General features: G+C 68.9%; 13 protein-coding genes and 1 pseudogene. 4 read left to right on the top strand and 10 right to left on the bottom strand.

Annotation, left to right across the window (positions count from 1 at the left end):
- Positions 1 to 292: 292 nt before the first annotated feature.
- The 4 genes and pseudogenes from AB0959_RS42735 to AB0959_RS42750 all read right to left on the bottom strand — a co-directional run.
- Positions 293 to 1,978 carry a ribonuclease J gene (locus AB0959_RS42735; RefSeq protein WP_366832250.1) on the bottom strand — a complete coding sequence of 562 codons (1,686 nt, stop codon included), beginning with the start codon at positions 1,976 to 1,978 and terminating at the stop codon, positions 293 to 295.
- 127 nt (positions 1,979 to 2,105) lie between these two features.
- On the bottom strand, positions 2,106 to 3,005 hold the full coding sequence (gene dapA, locus AB0959_RS42740; protein WP_366832251.1) for a 4-hydroxy-tetrahydrodipicolinate synthase: 900 nt from the start codon (positions 3,003 to 3,005) through the stop codon (positions 2,106 to 2,108).
- A gap of 244 nt (positions 3,006 to 3,249) precedes the next feature.
- Positions 3,250 to 4,479, bottom strand: coding sequence for an FAD-dependent thymidylate synthase (thyX, locus tag AB0959_RS42745; RefSeq protein WP_366832315.1), 1,230 nt, complete (start codon positions 4,477 to 4,479; stop codon positions 3,250 to 3,252).
- Positions 4,459 to 4,749, bottom strand: a pseudogene (locus tag AB0959_RS42750) (FAD-dependent thymidylate synthase); the annotation flags it as partial. The gene thyX and the pseudogene AB0959_RS42750, both read right to left, overlap by 21 nt.
- Positions 4,750 to 4,968: 219 nt before the next feature.
- Here AB0959_RS42750 and AB0959_RS42755 point away from each other — a divergent pair.
- On the top strand, positions 4,969 to 5,202 hold the full coding sequence (locus tag AB0959_RS42755) for a hypothetical protein (RefSeq protein WP_366832252.1): 234 nt from the start codon (positions 4,969 to 4,971) through the stop codon (positions 5,200 to 5,202).
- Between the two features lie 166 nt (positions 5,203 to 5,368).
- Positions 5,369 to 5,929: a hypothetical protein gene (locus tag AB0959_RS42760; RefSeq protein WP_366832253.1), complete on the top strand. Its 561-nt coding sequence runs from the start codon at positions 5,369 to 5,371 to the stop codon at positions 5,927 to 5,929.
- Between the two features lie 61 nt (positions 5,930 to 5,990).
- On the opposite strand, the gene AB0959_RS42765 is transcribed toward AB0959_RS42760, so the two are convergent.
- The 6 genes from AB0959_RS42765 to eccD form a co-directional block, all read right to left on the bottom strand.
- Positions 5,991 to 6,446, bottom strand: coding sequence for a hypothetical protein (locus AB0959_RS42765; RefSeq protein ID WP_366832254.1), 456 nt, complete (start codon positions 6,444 to 6,446; stop codon positions 5,991 to 5,993).
- A gap of 16 nt (positions 6,447 to 6,462) precedes the next feature.
- The gene (dapB, locus tag AB0959_RS42770) at positions 6,463 to 7,215 is read right to left on the bottom strand and encodes a 4-hydroxy-tetrahydrodipicolinate reductase (protein WP_366832255.1); all 753 of its coding nucleotides are present in this window, start codon (positions 7,213 to 7,215) and stop codon (positions 6,463 to 6,465) included.
- A gap of 86 nt (positions 7,216 to 7,301) precedes the next feature.
- Complete coding sequence (locus tag AB0959_RS42775; RefSeq protein ID WP_366832256.1) at positions 7,302 to 8,681, bottom strand: pitrilysin family protein; 1,380 nt, start codon at positions 8,679 to 8,681, stop codon at positions 7,302 to 7,304.
- A complete protein-coding gene (locus AB0959_RS42780) occupies positions 8,678 to 10,897 on the bottom strand; it encodes a polyribonucleotide nucleotidyltransferase (protein WP_366832257.1) in 2,220 nt (739 codons plus the stop codon). Before AB0959_RS42780 ends, AB0959_RS42775 begins: the two co-directional genes overlap by 4 nt.
- Positions 10,898 to 11,253: 356 nt before the next feature.
- A complete protein-coding gene (gene rpsO / locus AB0959_RS42785; RefSeq protein WP_131566354.1) occupies positions 11,254 to 11,541 on the bottom strand; it encodes a 30S ribosomal protein S15 in 288 nt (95 codons plus the stop codon).
- Between the two features lie 269 nt (positions 11,542 to 11,810).
- Positions 11,811 to 13,268 (bottom strand): type VII secretion integral membrane protein EccD, encoded by a 1,458-nt coding sequence (gene eccD, locus AB0959_RS42790; RefSeq protein ID WP_366832258.1) that lies wholly within the window; start codon positions 13,266 to 13,268, stop codon positions 11,811 to 11,813.
- A 269-nt stretch (positions 13,269 to 13,537) separates the two neighbouring features.
- On the opposite strand from eccD, the gene eccCa reads away from it, so the two are divergent.
- Both eccCa and AB0959_RS42800 read left to right on the top strand, forming a co-directional pair.
- Positions 13,538 to 17,482: a type VII secretion protein EccCa gene (gene eccCa / locus AB0959_RS42795; protein ID WP_366832259.1), complete on the top strand. Its 3,945-nt coding sequence runs from the start codon at positions 13,538 to 13,540 to the stop codon at positions 17,480 to 17,482.
- A 202-nt stretch (positions 17,483 to 17,684) separates the two neighbouring features.
- Entirely contained in the window at positions 17,685 to 18,092 is a 408-nt protein-coding gene (locus tag AB0959_RS42800; RefSeq protein WP_366832260.1) for a hypothetical protein, read from the top strand.
- Positions 18,093 to 18,137: the final 45 nt, after the last annotated feature.

Raw genomic sequence — 18,137 nt, forward strand, 5'->3', positions numbered from 1 at the left:
TGTTGAGTTCTCAAGGAACGGACGCTTCCTTTGTACTCACCCGAGAGACTCTCTCGTGGCTTTCCTCCGGGCGCTTCCCTTCGGTGTTTCCGACTTTATCAGAGATTCTGAGTCGGAATTTCCACCCGGTCCGGGAGTGGTTCCCCGGTGCTCGAAGCACCCGGGTTCCCGTTCAGGCGGAGCCGTAAACGTACTGGAGCGGGGCGCCCCGATGCAAATCGAGGGGCCCCGCCCAGAGTTCACCCCGGCAGAGGTCCGTACGACCGTGCGAACGGCCGTACGTGACGGCGGGTCAGACCTCGACGACGACCGGGAGGATCATCGGCCGGCGCCGGTAGTTGTCCGAGACCCACTTGCCCAGCGTGCGGCGTACGAGCTGCTGGAGTTGGTGGGGTTCCACGACGCCGTCCTGGGCCGACCGCTCCAGCACCTCCGTGATCCTCGGGATCACGTCGGCGAAGGCCGAGTCCTCGATGCCCGAGCCGCGGGCCTGGACATGTGGGCCGCCCGTGATCTTGCCGGTCGACGAGTCGATGACGACGAAGACCGAGATGATGCCCTCGTCCCCGAGGATCTTGCGGTCCTTGAGGGCGGGCTCGCCGACGTCGCCGACCGAGAGGCCGTCGACGTACACATAACCGGCCTGGACCTTGCCGGAGATCTTGGCCTTGCCCTCGACGAGGTCGACGACGACGCCGTCCTCGGCGATGACGATCCGGTCGTGCGGAACGCCCGTCAGGGCACCCAGTTCGGCGTTCGCGCGCAAGTGGCGCCATTCGCCGTGGACCGGCATCAGGTTCTTCGGCCGGCAGATGTTGTAGAAGTACAGGAGCTCGCCCGCGGACGCGTGGCCCGAGACGTGCACCTTGGCGTTGCCCTTGTGGACGACGTTCGCGCCCCAACGGGTCAGACCGTTGATGACGCGGTAGACCGCGTTCTCGTTGCCGGGGATCAGCGACGATGCCAGGATCACCGTGTCGCCCTGGACGATGCGGATCTGGTGGTCCCGGTTGGCCATGCGGGACAGGGCCGCCATGGGCTCGCCCTGGGAGCCCGTGCAGATCAGCACGACCTCGTGGTCCGGAAGGTCATCGAGGGTCTTGACGTCCACCACCAGGCCCGGCGGGACCTTCAGGTAGCCCAGGTCGCGCGCGATGCCCATGTTGCGCACCATCGAGCGGCCGACGAAGGCGACCCGACGGCCGTACTCGTGGGCCGCGTCCAGGATCTGCTGGATGCGGTGGATGTGGCTGGCGAAACTCGCCACGATGATCCGCTTGCGGGCGTTCGCGAAGACCTGGCGCAGGACGTTCGAGATGTCGCGCTCGGGCGGAACGAAGCCCGGGACCTCGGCGTTCGTGGAGTCGGAGAGAAGGAGGTCGATGCCTTCCTCGCTCAGCCGGGCGAACGCGTGGAGGTCCGTGAGGCGGTTGTCCAGCGGGAGCTGGTCCATCTTGAAGTCGCCCGTGTGGACCGCCATGCCCGCGGGAGTGCGGATGGCGACGGCCAGGGCGTCCGGGATGGAGTGGTTGACCGCGACGAACTCGCAGTCGAAGGGGCCGATGCGCTCACGGTTCCCCTCGGCCACCTCGAGGGTGTAGGGGCGGATGCGGTGCTCCTGGAGCTTGGCCTCGATGAGAGCGAGGGTCAGCTTGGAGCCGATCAGCGGGATGTCCGGCTTCTCGCGGAGCAGGAACGGGACGCCGCCGATGTGGTCCTCGTGGCCGTGCGTGAGGACGATGCCGTCGATGTCGTCGAGGCGGTCCCTGACGGAAGAGAAGTCCGGCAGGATCAGGTCGATTCCGGGCTGCTCCTCCTCGGGGAAGAGCACGCCGCAGTCGACGATCAGCAGACGGCCGCCGTACTCGAAGACGGTCATGTTCCGACCGATTTCGCCGAGGCCACCGAGCGGGGTGACCCGCAGGCCGCCCTCGGGGAGCTTCGGCGGCGGGCCGAGTTCAGGATGCGGATGACTCAAAAGACTCTCCTCACCACACACGCCACGTACCTGTAGGGCACGTGGCGCGCATGACGTTCGTGCAAAAGCAGTTGTCAGGGTGGGTTGCAGGCACTGTGTCCTGCCTATTCAGTTGTGAAGTCCGATGTCAGAGCTGTACCCCGCCGGCGGCAAGATCGATCTTGAGCTGAGCGGTCTCCTCGGGCGTGAGATCGACCATGGGGGCGCGCAGCGGCCCGGCGGGCAGGCCCTGGAGCGCGAGCGCCGCCTTGCTGGTCATCACGCCCTGAGTGCGGAACATGCCGGTGAAGACCGGGAGCAGCTTCTGGTGGATCTCGGTGGCCTTCTGGACGTCGCCGGAGACGTACGCGTCGACGAGAGCGCGCAGCTCGGGGGTGACGACGTGGCCGACGACCGAGACGAAGCCGACCGCGCCCACGGAGAGGAGCGGCAGGTTCAGCATGTCGTCGCCGGAGTACCAGGCGAGGCCGGACTCGGCGATGGCCCAGCTGGCGCGGCCGAGGTCTCCCTTGGCGTCCTTGTTGGCGACGATTCTCGGGTGTTCGGCGAGGCGCACGAGCGTCTCGGTGTTGATCGGGACACCGCTGCGGCCGGGGATGTCGTACAGCATGACCGGCAGCCCGGTGGCGTCGGCGATGGCGCTGAAGTGCCGGTAGAGGCCCTCCTGCGGGGGCTTGTTGTAGTAGGGGGTGACGACGAGCAGGCCGTGCGCGCCCACGTTTTCAGCGGCGCGCGCCAGTTCGATGCTGTGGTGGGTGTCGTTCGTACCCACGCCCGCCACGACGTGGGCGCGGTCGCCGACGGCATCCAGAACGGCTCGTACGAGATCCGATTTCTCCGCGTCGCTGGTGGTGGGCGACTCGCCGGTGGTGCCGTTGATGATCAGGCCGTCGTTGCCTGCGTCCACCAGGTGGGTGGCGAGCCGCTGTGCGCCGTCGAGGTCGAGTGCGCCGTCCGCCGTGAAGGGCGTGACCATGGCGGTGAGGACCCGCCCGAAGGGGGTCTGCGGAGTGGAGGTCGGAGCCATGGGTACCACGCTACTCGGTGCTCACGGCGCGGTCTGCCCTCGGGGAGCGGTAAAAGTCCGGACAAAGGTGGAACCCGGCACTGCCTGCTCGGGGGTTCAAGCAGTGCCGGGTCCGTTTGATCAGGCTAGATGAACTTCGCGAAATGCCGCAATACGGACACTTCTCTCGGCTGACCCGTACATGTGTGCCCTAGGCGACCAGAGTCGCGCCGTTCCCCCGCCGTACACGCGATCGAGTACCCCGCTAGGGGGCGACCCGGCCGTTGGCGTTGAAAGCGGCGTACGTCAGCGGCATGAGCCTGGCCCACTCCGCCTCCATCTTCTCGCCGACCATCTCGATCTCCCGCTGCGGGAAGGACGGCACCTTGGCGAGCTCGTGCTGGGTGCGCAGGCCGAGGAAGTGCATCAGCGATCGGGCGTTGCAGGTGGCGTACATCGAGGAGAACAGTCCGACCGGAAGGGTGGCGCGGGCGACCTCCCGGGCTACGCCGGCCGCCAGCATCTCCTGGTACGCGGCGTAGGACTGCCGGTAGGACTCCTCCATGGCGGCGGTGACGGCCTCTTGCTGTTCGGGGGTACCGTGGACGAACTCGTACCTGCCGGGGCGGCCCTCCTGGACCAGCTTGCGGTCCTTGCCGGGAACGTAGAAGACCGGCTGGAGCTCGCGGTAGCGCCCGGACTCCTCGTTGTACGAATTGTGTACGACAAAACCGTCCGCGATGAAGTTGTGGTGCGGCGGCGGCATGGAGATGTCGTAGGTCATCTCCTCCCCGTCGGGGACGACGGAGACGACACCCTCCCAGCGCACTCCGTTCTGGAGGGCGCGGCGGCGCACTCCGACCGGCACGCCCTCGCCGTTGGTCTTCCGCTGGTGACACGACTTGCAGGCCGGTCGCAGGTTTGAGACGTCCAGGGCCTTGGTCAGGTCGGCATCCACCGGGATGACGTGATCCAGCTCCAGGTCCGCGGCCTCGAACTTCTCGTCGCACATGTAGCAGAGGTCCATGGGCGCGATGAGATCGACTCGCTGCTCGGTCGTCCAGACCTGAATCCCCTCACGCAGGCGCTTCGGGATGCCCACCCGCTCGCCGACCCCCACGCGGCCCAGCCGCCCGACCCGGTCGCCGACCCGAAGATCGCCGGCGCGAACCCAGCCATGGGGCGTCCACACACGATGGTCCGCGGTGCACCGCAGAGCCTTGCCGTTGGTTGTCGACACCTTGAGGATCGGCTTCACACCGGACTCGAAGACATCCACCATGGGCGCCTTCTCCGCCAGCCCGGTCTCCAGGTTGATGGTGTCGGCCAGGAGGTTCTGGCAGGACTTCAGCCTGCGCGTACGCCCCATGGAATCGGGCACACCGATCTTCCAGTCCCGATAGATGTCCGCGATGCGTTTGGTCTTGCCGTTCTTGCTGGTGCCGACACGAATCATGGCGTCACCCGGCAGACACCAGCCCACGCGGTGCCGCATGAACTCGCGGAACACGAAGATCGGGGCGCTGATGAAGAACGTCATCGAGTTGTGCTCGAAGGGGCTGCCGTGCCGGTCCCGCATCAGGTAGTTGATCAGGCCCTTGGAGCGCTCCGGGTCCTTCGTCAGCTCCTCCAGGGACTGCTCGCCGGCCGTGGAGACGCGGGCGGCCCACAGGACGTCGGAGTCGGCCGCGCTGTGCTTGACCAGCTCGACGGTGACGTCGCTGCGGAAGCTGGGCTTGAGGTCGTCGGCGGGGGTGTCGGTCACGGCTCGGAGGGTCCTTCCATCACGTCTCTCGGGCGGCGCCCACTCTACGGCCCGGCGCCGACATCGGGCTTTCGGTGGCGGGCCGCGACATTCGTCGGCGAACTTCAGCGAATTCGGCGATAGCGGGCACCATTTGGGGCACTCGCGCGTCTGTGTAGATGACAGCGATCGTTCGAGTCGCCTGTTCCGTCACGAACCCCAGAAGGAGACGCACCACCCATGTTCCGTCGGCGCGAGCCCGTACCGTTCGCCTTCATCGCCGAAGCCGACAAGTTCCGCAGCAATGTCGCTCCCCCGCCCCGCCGGCGGGCCTCCGTGCGCGAGAGGGCCGGGCAGTGGCTGATAGGTCTGACCGTGGTCGCGGGGCTCGCGGGCTCCCTGATCCTCGGGATGCCCGCGCTGTCGCTCGACCAGTCGCCCCAGCAGCAGTCACAGGCGTCCCAGAACCGCTGACGGCCAGGCGCCCAGGCCTTCTGCGCGCCCGAGCCGCCCGAGCCGCCCGAATGGCGCGGTACACACCCCCCTGGCCCCCCGCGGGTGGTGGGCGGGCAGCCGGCTCGATAATCTCACTCGGCGATGCCCCTCCATGGATTGAGTTCGGATTGAGTGAGGATCAACCGTGCCCCTGCCCTTCCTGACCGCCGACCGCGCTTTCGACGAGGTGGTGGACGACCAGGCGCTGCCGTTCCAGGACCGTGACCGCTGGCGGCGGCCCTACCGCCCCGGACCGTGGCGGGTGGGCGCGGCCGCCATCCTGCTGCTGCTCGCCTCGTACGTACTCGTCGCGGCGGTCATCATCGCGGTGGCCGGGACCCTGTCGGCCGGCGCGGTCTGCTTCGGAGTGGCGCTCCTCGTGATCGCCTGCGCCCTGCGGCTGCTGCGCGTGGGGACCTGGGTGAGCGCGCGGGGGTTGCGCAGGGTGGGCTTCCTCGTCACGCGCACGGCTCCCTGGGAGCAGATCGTGTCGGCACGGACCATCCAGCAGCCGGTGCGCTGGCTCGGGCTGCCGCGCACGGTGCAGGGACAGGCCCTCGTTCTCGTGCGCAAGGACCGGGCGCCCGGCGCCGAGCCGCCGCTGATGACCTCGCACAACGCGGACTTCCTGGCGCGCTCGGATGCCTTCGACCGGGCAGCGGACACAGTGGAGGCGTGGGCCGCGGAGTACGTGCGGGGACGGTAGCGAGCAGACGATGAAGGGGCCGGTCCGCAGGTGCGGACCGGCCCCTTCGTATGCGGCGCTCTCAAGCGGCCTGGACTGGTTTTCCCTCATGCAGCGCGATCGCCCGCTGCATCGCCTTGCGTGCCCGGGGGGTGTCCCGGGCGTCGTGGTAGGCGACGGCGAGGCGGAACCAGCTGCGCCAGTCGTCGGGGGCGTCCTCGGTCTCGGCCTTGCGACGGGCGAAGACCTCGTCGGCCGAGTCACGGTCGATGCGGCCGCCCGGGGTACGCCTCAACTCGTCCACGGGCAGGCCGCCTTCGGCGTCGAGTTCGGCGGCGAGCTGGTTGGCCTTGCGGACGAACTGAGTGTTCTTCCACAGGAACCACAGGCCGATTCCGGGAAGGATCAGCACCGCCACTCCGAAGGCGATCGTGACGGGGGTGCCGGTCTCGATCAGCAGGATGCCCCGGCTGCCGACCAGGACGAAGTAGACGACCAGGACGGCGGCCGTGACGGCATAGGTGATCTTCGCGCGCATGGTTTCCGCCGGCCGCTCAGTCCAGGTCGAGGAAGTGTTCGAGGCCGAAGGTGAGGCCCGGGGTGGTCACCACACGGCGGGCGCCCAGCAGGATGCCCGGCATGAAGCTGCTGTGGTGGAGGGAGTCGTGGCGGATGGTGAGGGTCTCGCCCTCACCGCCGAGCATGACCTCCTGGTGGGCCAGGAGGCCACGCAGGCGCACGGCGTGGACGGGTACCCCGTCGACGTCGGCGCCCCGGGCGCCGTCCAGGGCCGTCACCGTGGCGTCGGGCTGCGGGGCGCTGCCGGCGCGCTCGCGGGCGGCGGCGATGAGCTGTGCGGTGCGCGTGGCGGTGCCGCTCGGGGCGTCCACCTTGTTCGGGTGGTGCAGCTCGACGACCTCGACGGACTCGAAGTAGGGCGCGGCCTTCTCGGCGAACTTCATGGTCAGCACGGCGCCGATGGAGAAGTTGGGGGCGATGAGCACGCCCGTCTCCGGCGACCTCTCCAGCCAGCCCGTCAGCTGCGCGAGGCGCTCGTCGGTCCAGCCCGTGGTCCCGACGACCGCGTGGATGCCGTGGCGCACGCAGAAGTCGAGGTTGCCCATGACCGAGGCGGGCGTGGTGAGCTCGACCGCGACCTGGGCTCCCGTGTCGGCGAGCGTCTCCAGTTTGTCTCCGCTGCCGAGGGCGGCCACCAGCTCCATGTCCTCGGCGGCCTCGACGGCCCGTACCGCCTCGGCTCCGATACGGCCCTTGGCTCCGAGGACCGCCACGCGCAGCTTGCTCATGTTGTTGCTTCCTTACGGGAATGCGGGAATGCGGGTTGTCGAGGACGGACGTACGTGAAACTACCGCCGATGTACGCCGCCGCGAATCACGCGACCGCGTCGTTCAGCCGGGAGGCCTGTTTGTCCTTGAGCGGGCCGATGACCGACAGCGAGGGGCGCTGTCCCAGGATGTCGCGGGCCACGGACCGGACGTCGTCCGGGGTGACCGCCGCTATCCGGGCCAGCATGTCGTCGACGGACATCTGCTCGCCCCAGCACAGCTCGCTCTTGCCGATGCGGTTCATCAGTGCGCCGGTGTCCTCCAGGCCGAGGACCGTGGAGCCGCGGAGCTGGCCCACGGCGCGGTCGATCTCCTCGTCCGGCAGGCCGTGCTCGGCGACCTGGTCGAGCTCGTCGCGGCAGATCCTGAGCACGTCGTGGACCTGGGAGGGCCGGCAGCCCGCGTACACCCCGAAGAGGCCGCAGTCGGCGAAGCCCGAGGTGTACGAGTACACGCTGTAGGCCAGGCCGCGCTTCTCGCGGACCTCCTGGAACAGCCGGGAGGACATGCCGCCGCCGAGCGCGGTGTTGAGGACGCCGAGGGCCCAGCGGCGCTCGTCGGAGCGGGCGAGGCCGGGCATGCCGAGGACGACATGGGCCTGCTCGGTCCTGCGGCCGAGGAGCTCGACGCGGCCGGCCGTGCGGACGGTGCGGCGGCCGTCGCGCGGGGCGATCGGGGTGGCGTCGAGCCGCTTGAGGGCGCCGGCCTGCTCGAAGGCGGCGCGGACCTGCTGGACGACCTTTCTGTGGTCGACGTTGCCCGCTGCCGCGACGACCAGGTGCGTCGGGTCGTAGTGCTTCTTGTAGAAGCGGCGGATGCGGTCGGCGGTGAGGGCGTTGACGGTGTCGACGGTGCCGAGGACCGGACGGCCGAGGGGGTTGTCGCCGAACATCGTGTGCGCGAACAGGTCGTGCACGCAGTCGCCCGGGTCGTCCTCCGTCATGGCGATCTCTTCGAGGATGGCGCCGCGCTCGACCTTGACGTCGTCCTCGAGGATGAGCGAGCCGGTGAGCATGTCACAGACGACGTCGATGGCGAGCGGGAGGTCGGTGTCGAGTACGCGCGCGTAGTAGCACGTGTACTCCTTCGCCGTGAACGCGTTCATCTCGCCGCCGACCGCGTCGATGGCGGCGGAGATGTCCAGCGCGCTGCGCCGCCCGGTGCCCTTGAAGAGCAGGTGCTCCAGGTAGTGCGTGGCGCCGTTCAGCGCGGGCGTCTCGTCGCGGGAGCCGACGTGCGCCCAGATGCCGAAGGTGGCCGAGCGCACGGAGGGCAGGGTCTCGGTGACGATGCGCAGGCCGCCCGGGAGGGTGGTCTTACGGACCGTACCGATGCCGTTCTCGCCCTTGATCAGGGTTTGGGTACGGGCGACGGCCCGCGCCTCGGAGGAGGTGCGGGCCGTCGCCGTCGAGCTGCTCGACGTCACTTGTCGGTGTCGTCCTTCTTGTCGTCCGAGCTTTCCTCGCCCTCGATCACGGGGATCAGGGAGAGCTTGCCGCGGGAGTCGATCTCGGCGATCTCGACCTGGACCTTGGCGCCCACGCCGACGACGTCCTCGACGTTCTCCACGCGCTTGCCGCCGGCGAGCTTGCGGATCTGCGAGATGTGCAGCAGACCGTCCTTGCCCGGGAGCAGCGACACGAACGCACCGAAGGTCGTCGTCTTCACGACGGTGCCCAGGTAGCGCTCGCCGACCTCCGGCATGGTCGGGTTGGCGATGCCGTTGATCGTGGTGCGGGCGGCCTCGGCGGCCGGGCCGTCGGCGGCACCGATGTAGATGGTGCCGTCGTCCTCGATCGTGATCTCGGCGCCGGTGTCCTCCTGGATCTGGTTGATCATCTTGCCCTTGGGGCCGATGACCTCGCCGATCTTGTCGACCGGGATCTTCACGGTGATGATCCGCGGCGCGTTCGGGGACATCTCGTCCGGCGTGTCGATCGCTTCCATCATCACGTCGAGGATGTGGAGGCGGGCGTCACGGGCCTGCTTCAGGGCCGCGGCCAGGACGGAGGCCGGGATGCCGTCCAGCTTGGTGTCGAGCTGGAGCGCGGTCACGAACTCCTTGGTGCCGGCGACCTTGAAGTCCATGTCGCCGAAGGCGTCCTCCGCACCGAGGATGTCGGTGAGGGTGACGTAGTGCGTCTCGCCCTCGATCTCCTGGGAGATCAGACCCATGGCGATACCGGCGACCGGGGCCTTCAGCGGCACACCGGCGTTCAGCAGCGACATGGTGGAGGCGCAGACCGAGCCCATGGACGTCGAGCCGTTGGAGCTCAGCGCCTCGGAGACCTGGCGGATCGCGTAGGGGAACTCCTCGCGCGTCGGCAGGACCGGGACCAGGGCGCGCTCGGCCAGGGCGCCGTGGCCGATCTCGCGGCGCTTGGGGGAGCCGACGCGGCCGGTCTCGCCGGTGGAGTACGGCGGGAAGTTGTAGTTGTGCATGTAGCGCTTGCGGGTCACCGGGGAGAGGGTGTCCAGCTGCTGCTCCATGCGGAGCATGTTGAGGGTGGTGACGCCCAGGATCTGGGTCTCGCCACGCTCGAACACCGCGGAACCGTGCACCCGCGGGATGGCCTCGACCTCGGCGGCCAGCGTACGGATGTCCGTCACGCCACGGCCGTCGATGCGCTTCTTCTCCTTGATCACGCGCTCGCGGACCAGCTGCTTGGTGAGCGAGCGGTACGCGGCGGAGATCTCCTTCTCGCGCCCCTCGAACTCGGGGAGCAGCTTCTCGGCGGCCAGGCCCTTCACGCGGTCCAGCTCGGCCTCGCGCTCCTGCTTGCCGGCGATGGTGAGCGCCTGGGCGAGCTCGGCGCGGACCGCGGCGGTGAGGGCCTCGAACACGTCGTCCTGGTAGTCCAGGAAGATCGGGAACTCGCCGGTCGGCTTGGCGGCCTTCGCGGCGAGGTCGGCCTGGGCCTTGCACAGGACCTTGATGAAGGGCTTCGCGGCCTCCAGACCAGCGGCGACGATCTCCTCGGTGGGGGCCTCGGCGCCGCCCTGGACCAGCTTGATGGTCCCCTCGGTGGCCTCGGCCTCGACCATCATGATCGCGACGTCGCCGTCCTCCAGGGTGCGGCCCGCGACGACCATGTCGAAGACGGCGTCCTCGAGCTCGGTGTGCGTCGGGAAGGCCACCCACTGGCCGCGGATCAGCGCGACGCGGACGCCGCCGATCGGGCCGGAGAAGGGCAGACCGGCCAGCTGCGTGGACGCGGACGCGGCGTTGATCGCGACGACGTCGTACAGGTGGTCGGGGTTGAGCGCCATGATCGTGGCGACGACCTGGATCTCGTTGCGCAGGCCCTTCTTGAAGGACGGGCGCAGCGGGCGGTCGATGAGACGACACGTGAGGATGGCGTCCTCGGAGGGGCGGCCCTCACGGCGGAAGAAGGAACCGGGGATCTTCCCGGCCGCGTACATCCGCTCCTCGACGTCGACCGTCAGCGGGAAGAAGTCGAGCTGGTCCTTGGGGTTCTTGGATGCGGTGGTGGCCGACAGCACCATGGTGTCGTCGTCCAGGTACGCCACGGCGGAGCCGGCGGCTTGCTTGGCCAGGCGGCCCGTCTCGAAGCGGATGGTGCGGGTGCCGAAGGAGCCGTTGTCGATGACGGCCTCGGCGTAGTGGGTCTCGTTCTCCACTAGCGTTTTCTCCGTTACTTATCGTCTTTTGTCCCGGAGCCCGCCCGTGTGGCGGGGGGACGGTGGTGGAGAAGCGCTCCGTCTGGTGCGGGCCGGTCTTCGATCGAAGCACCCGGGGCTCGCTTTCCCCCGGGGGCCACTACCGAGGACCGGCGGCGGCGAGGTGCGCTTCTCCTCGTTCGGTGTGCGTGGTGTCGGCCGGGTGTCCGATGTGTCCCGGGTTCCCCCACGCCGTGTCGTTCGTCTTGCGTTGTGCTACCACCCTACAAAGCGGCGGTGACACTCCGCACGTTTCCGTACGTACAGCAAAGGGAGCGGTCCCCCGATCCCCGGGAAACCGCCCCCTCCACGACGTCTTACTTGGCGCCCGCCGCACCGCGGCGGATGCCGAGGCGGTCGACCAGCGTACGGAAGCGCTGGATGTCCTTCTTGGCGAGGTACTGCAGCAGGCGGCGGCGCTGACCGACCAGGATCAGCAGACCGCGGCGGGAGTGGTGGTCGTGCTTGTGGGTCTTCAGGTGCTCGGTCAGGTCGGAGATCCGACGCGACAGCATGGCGACCTGGACCTCGGGGGAGCCGGTGTCGCCCTCCTTGGTACCGAACTCGGCCATGATCTGCTTCTTCGTGGCGGTGTCGAGCGACACGCGTACTCCTCGTGGTCGTCTTGTTGCCTCCGAGTGCCCCCTGGTCTTCTTCTCAGGGGAGCTTCCTCGACTCGGGAGGCGGGGATCCGTCCGGCGCGGTCTGGCGGACAACCAGGAGCGCGTACACAAACGGCCGTCACACAGGGTACCAGCCCGGACGTGGCCGGATTCCCGTACGGCCCGCGGGGCTCGGACGCCGCCGCGGGCCTAGGGTCCTTCTGATGGATCTCCGCGGCGTCACGGAGATCCATCAGAAGGACCCAGCCGTGTCAGACTCCGCCGCGGACCTTGCTGTACACGTCCAGGACGGCGAGGCAGACCGGGACCAGGGAGAGCAGCACCAGCGAGTCCGCGAGGTCCAGCATGCGGCCCCAGAAGGGGGAGAGCCCCTTCTGCGGAACGATCAGGGCGATCGCGATCAGCAGCAGCACACCGGCCGCGACCGAGGCGCCGAGCCACAGGGTGCGGATGTCGACGGGTCCGGAGTTGCCCTGGAGCAGCTCGACGATGATGCCGGCCGGGGGCGAGATCGCGAGGCCGAGAACCAGCAGGCCGAGCGTGACGACACCGGCCACGAACAGGCAGGTGACCTGGGCGGTGTAACGGAACAGGCGCGCCCGCAGCATCGCGGCGAGGCCTGTGCACAGGGCGAGCAGCTGCGCCCAGCCGCTGTCGCTGAAGCCGAGCACGGCGCCGCCCGCGCCGACGATGACGGCGGCGCAGCCGCCCACCAGGCCGAGGAGCAGTTCGTGGCCGCGGCTGGTCTGGGCGACGATGCGCTGGACGTCGACGGCCTCGAGGTCGCCCTCCTGGCCCTCGCGACGGGCCCTGGCCAGGTCCTCCGGATTGCGGAAACCGATCGGCAGCTTGGCGAAGCGGGCCGACCAGCCGGGCAGGAAGCCGACGACCGCCAGGGCGACGACCGAGGTGCCGGCGGCGATCTCGCGCGGCGCGGCCTCGGTGAGCACACCGCAGAACACGGCGAGCGTGCCGATCGCGGCGGCCAGTGCGGCGGCCACGAAGGGGGCGTCCCCCTGCGGCAGCAGCATGATCAGTACGACGGAGAAGAGGAGCACGGCGACACAGCCGACGAGGAACTGGATCCTCCCCGGCCCCTCCCCCGCGTCCTGGGCGATGACGCCGGAGCCGGCGATCAGCGCGTGCGGTAGGGCGGAGATACCGAGCGCGACGGCGCTCCCTCTGTCGTCGTACACCCGGGCCCGTACGCCGGCGAGTGCCGTCAGGACCACGGCGACGACGCCGGCGAGGATGCCCTGCAGGCCGTTCATGTCGTGCCGTACCGGGTCCGCGAACCAGAAGACGAACCCGAGCATGATCAGCAGCAGCGCGCCGGAGACGAGTCCGGCGATCCGCATGAGGTTGTCGTTCCAGCTGCGGACGTCCTGCTTGACCGCTGCGGCGATCGCGTCCACGACGTCGTCGTGGACCGCCGGCGGCAGTGAGTCGGCGAAGGTCCGCAGCAGCAGTACCTCGCCGTCCCTGACCCTGTGCTCGAGCAACGATCGGCTCGCGTCGAGGACTTCACCCTCGCGGCGTACCAAGTGGTAGCCCGCGGGGCTGGTGTCCGACTGCGTCAGGCCCGAGAGTCTGACGATCTCAGGAAAGAGGTCCTGGATCGGCAGGTCCTCCGGCAGTGCCACATCGACCCGGCTGTCCGGCGCTGCGATGGTGATTCGGCAGAAACCTGTCGAAGTCCCCGTGCTCACCTGGTACATCCCCCTGATGGAAAGGCTTCTTCGCGTCGTTCGTACGACGCGGAGCGCCACCATATCTGTTGCGGCGGGCGGCGCAGAGGCGGCCTCCAACAATCCTCCCCGGACCCCCTCGGCATCTCCATCCTCCTGGCTCCCTGGCGCGTTGCTCGCATCAGTAGGATCGTCGCTTACGCGGACGGCGCCTAACGCGGACGACAACACGTCGCGGTACACGGGGGCGTCATACCAGGACGTATCAATCGCGAAGGATGAGTGCATCGGTGAGCGTCGTCATCATCAAACGGCCACCGCGGATAGCGCCCCCGGTGGTACCGGACGGCGAGGTCAAGCTGGAAACGCCGCCCGAGATCCCGCGCGAGGGCGAAGAGAGCATGCTGATGAACCTGCTGCCCATGATGGGCATGCTGGGTTCCGTGGGTTTCTTCTTCATGCCCAGCCTGCCCTCCTACATGAGGGTGGTCGGCGGGCTGATGCTGGCCTCGACCCTGGCCATGGCCATCGCCCAGTTCGCCAAGTCCCGTCAGGGCGGCGGCGCGGGGATGGCCCAGGACCGGCGTGACTACTTCCGCTACCTCGAACAGGTCCGCAAGGACGTCCACAAAACCGCCGAACTCCAGCGGCAGAGCCAGCTCTTCCAGCATCCGGACCCGGAGCAGCTGTGGGCGGTGGCGGCCGACGGCAAGCGCCTGTGGGAGCGCCGCCCGACCGACGCGGACTTCGCCTCCGTGCGGATCGGCCGCGGCGTCCAGCAGCTGAACACCCCGCTCGTCGCGCCGGAGACGGCTCCCAAGGACGAGCTGGAGCCGCTGACCGCGGCGGCCATGAAGGCCTTCCTCGACGCGCACGGCAGTCTGAACGACCTGCCCGTGTCCATCTCGCTGCGGGCCTTCTACCACGTGACGATCTGCGGCGAGACCGACACGGTCTACGGCAACGCCCGTGCGTCCCTGTCCCAGTTGGCGACGCTGCACTCGCCCGAGGACCTGATGATCGCGGTGGTGGCGCACCCCTCCGCGGCGGCGGACTGGGACTGGATCAAGTGGCTGCCGCACAGCCAGCACCCGAAGGTCAAGGACGGCGCGGGCTCGACCCGGCTGCTGTTCGACGACCTCGGCGAGCTGGAGGAGGCGCTGGCGGACCAGCTGGACGACCGTCCGCGCTGGAACCGTGAGGCGAACCCGGTCTACGACCAGCCGCACCTGATCGTGGTGCTCGACGGCGGCACCGTGCCGCCGGACTCCGAACTCGCCAGCAGCGAGGGCCTGCAGGGCGTCACCTTCCTGGAGATCTCCCCGGGCGAACTGGAGGAGGAGCTGCGCGCGGGTCTGACGGCGTATGTGAAGCCGGACCGGATGCGGCTGTTCGTGGGCCACGAGTCCGCGTACACCGGCAGGCCGGACCTGCTGAACCCGGCGCAGGCCGAGTCCCTGGCACGGCAGCTCGCCCCCTTCCGGGTCGGCTCCGCGGAGGAGGGCGAACCCCTCCTGTCCAACCTGGACTTCACGGATCTCATGGGCATCGGCGACGCGGGTGAAGTGGACGTCTCGCGCACCTGGCGTCCGCGCACGCTGCACGAGCGGCTGCGGGTGCCGATCGGTGTCGGCGAGGCCGGCGAACCGGTCATGCTCGACCTCAAGGAGGCCTCGCAGGAGGGCATGGGCCCGCACGGCCTGTGCGTCGGCGCGACCGGCTCCGGCAAGTCCGAGGTACTGCGCACGCTGGTGCTCGGTCTCGCGGTGACGCACTCCTCGGAGACGCTGAACTTCATCCTCGCGGACTTCAAGGGCGGTGCGACCTTCGCCGGTATGGCTGACATGCCGCACACCGCGGCCGTGATCACCAACCTGGCGGACGACCTCACGCTCGTCGACCGCATGCGTGACTCGATCATGGGTGAGACGCAGCGCCGTCAGGAACTGCTGCGCACGGCCGGCAACTACGCCAACCTGCACGACTACGAGAAGGCGCGGGCGGCGGGCGCCGCGCTCGAGCCGATGGCCTCGCTGGTGATCGTGCTCGACGAGTTCTCCGAACTCCTCACCGCCAAGCCGGACTTCATCGACATGTTCATCCAGATCGGCCGTATCGGCCGTTCGCTGGGTATCCACCTGCTGCTGGCGTCGCAGCGGCTTGAGGAGGGCAAGCTGCGCGGTCTGGACACCTACCTGTCGTACCGGATCGGTCTGCGCACCTTCTCCGCGGCCGAGTCCCGTACGGCGATCGGTGTCCCGGACGCCTACCACCTGCCGTCGATCCCCGGCTCCGGCTATCTGCGGTACGACACCGACACCATGGTCCGCTTCAAGGCCGCGTACGTGTCGGGGCCGTACCACGGCGAGGGCCCGTCCCGTGCGCACCGCTCGACCCAGCTGCGGCCCGCGCTCTTCACCGCGGAGCACGTGGCGCTGCCTCCGCAGCCGGTGATCGAGGAGCCGGAGCCCGACAACAGGGTGGACGACGCACTCGCCGACACCGTCCTGGACGTCCTCGTCGGCCGGATGGTCAACCAGGGCCCGCCCGCCCACCAGGTGTGGCTGCCCCCGCTCGACGAGGCTCCCTCGCTGGAGCAGCTCCTCCCGCAGCTCGCCGTCACCCCGGAGCGCGGCCTGACCGCGCCCGAGTACACGGCGCTCGGCCGGCTCAACGTGCCGGTCGGCCTGGTGGACAAGCCGTTCGAGCAGCGGCGTGACGTGCTGTACCGGGACTTCTCGGGCGGCGCCGGTCACGGTCTGTTCGTCGGTGGTCCGCAGTCCGGCAAGTCGACGCTGCTGCGCTCTCTCATCTCGTCGTTCGCCCTGACCCACACACCCTCCGAAGTTCAGTTCTACTGCCTGGACTTCGGCGGCGGCGGTCTGATCTCGATGGAGGAGTTGGCGCACGTCGGCGGGGTCGCCAACCGTCTCGACGCCGAGAAGGTGCGCCGTACGGTCAGCGAGGTGGAGGGGATACTGAACGCGCGCGAGGAGTACTTCCGCGCGAACAACGTCGACTCGATCCAGACCTACCGTCAGCGCCGGGCCTCGGGAGCGCTGCCCGACCAGCCCTGGGGCGACGTCTTCCTCGTCATCGACGGCTGGGCCACCTTCAAGACGGACTACGAGATGCTCGAGTCCACCGTCACCGAGATCGCGACGCGGGGCCTCGGCTTCGGCGTGCACGTGATCCTGACGGCGAGCCGCTACACCGAAGTGCGGCCCGCGCTCAAGGACATGCTGCAGAACCGCATGGAACTGCGCCTCGGTGACCCGACGGAGTCCGAGATCGACCGCAAGGTCGCGCAGAACGTTCCGGCCACCGTGCCGGGCCGTGGTCTGAGCCCGGACAAGCTGCACCTCATGACCGCGCTGCCCCGGGTCGACGGCTCCTCGGAGACGGAGGACCTGTCGGAGGCGACGTCGATCCTCATCCGAGGGATCAACGAGAACTGGCAGGGCAACCCGGCTCCGGCCGTACGGCTGCTGCCCACGCTGCTGCCGGCGGACCGGCTGCCCAAGGGCTTCGAGCACCCGGACCGCGGTGTGGCCATCGGTATCGACGAGTCGTCGCTCTCGCCGGTCTTCGTCGACTTCGAGACGGACCCGCACTTCATCGTGTTCGGTGAGAGCGAGTCGGGTAAGTCGGCGATGCTGCGGCTGCTCATCAAGCAGATCTGCGAGCGCTACACGCCGGACCAGGCGAAGATCGTCATGGGTGACTACCGCCGCGCCCACCTGCAGCTCGTGCCGGAGACGCACCTGTCGCGGTACTGCGCGTCGGCGCCGGCTCTCTCCGAGACGCTGGAGGGCCTGGCCGGTTCGCTCAGCCGCCGTATGCCGGGCCCGGACGTCACGCCCGAGCAGCTGCGCAACCGCAGCTGGTACAGCAGCCCGGACGCGTTCGTCATCGTCGACGACTACGACCTGGTGGCGACGGGCGTGAACCCGCTGGCCCCGCTCCAGGAGTACCTGCCGTTCGCCCGCGACGTCGGTCTGCGCATCATCATCGCCCGCTCCTCGGGCGGTGCCAGCCGGTCGCTGTACGAGCCGGTGATGCAGCGCCTGCGTGAGCTCGGCGCCCAGGGCCTCGTACTCTCCGGCGAGCGGTCGGAGGGTGCGCTGCTCGGCAACATCACCGCCTCGCAGCTGCCGCCCGGGCGTGGGTACTTCCACACGCGGCGGCGTGGTGGGCAGCTCGTCCAGACGGGGTGGCTGCCGGCTCGGTTCTGAGGTTGGGAGGCTGCCGGCTCGGTTCTGAGGTCCGGAGGCTGCGGGGGAAGGGGCGGTACCCGTGTGGGTGCCGCCCCTCTCTGTTGCTTGTTCCGTTGCTTGTTCCGTCGCGGTGTTCCGTCGCGTGTGAGGGGTGGGGCTCGTACGGGTGTCACCGCTAAGGTGGCGTTGCGACAGAAAAGATGAGCCACGGGGGGCAGTTGTGTCGTCGGACTACACGATCTCCGATTTCAAGGTCCTCAAGGACGAGGGCTTCAACATGTTCACGGTGGGCCAGGACTTCGCCCAGGCCGTGAAGGCCCTGAAGGACGGACTGACCCATCTCGAGGGCGGCAACGGCGCCACCCCGCCCTGGGGTGACGACGACATCGGTGAGAAGTTCGGTGTCGTCTACGAGGGCCTGCGTGACGGCATGTACGAGTCGATGGGCAGCCTGGCGACGCGCGTCGCCGGGATGGGGATCGCCTTCACCAAGATGGGCGTGGCGCAGGAGAAGAACGAGGCCAGGGAGGAAGAGATCTGGCGCTCGACGACGGCCGAGTACGACGGTCAGGTGAAGATGCCGTCGGGGACCGTGCATGCGAGGTTGCGGCCGCATCAGGAGCTCTGAGCCTGGGGTGGGGCACTGACCTCGTGACCGGGCTCTGACCTCGTG

It is taken from the genome of Streptomyces sp. NPDC046862 (assembly GCF_040704615.1).
Classification (GTDB): Bacteria; Actinomycetota; Actinomycetes; order Streptomycetales; family Streptomycetaceae; genus Streptomyces.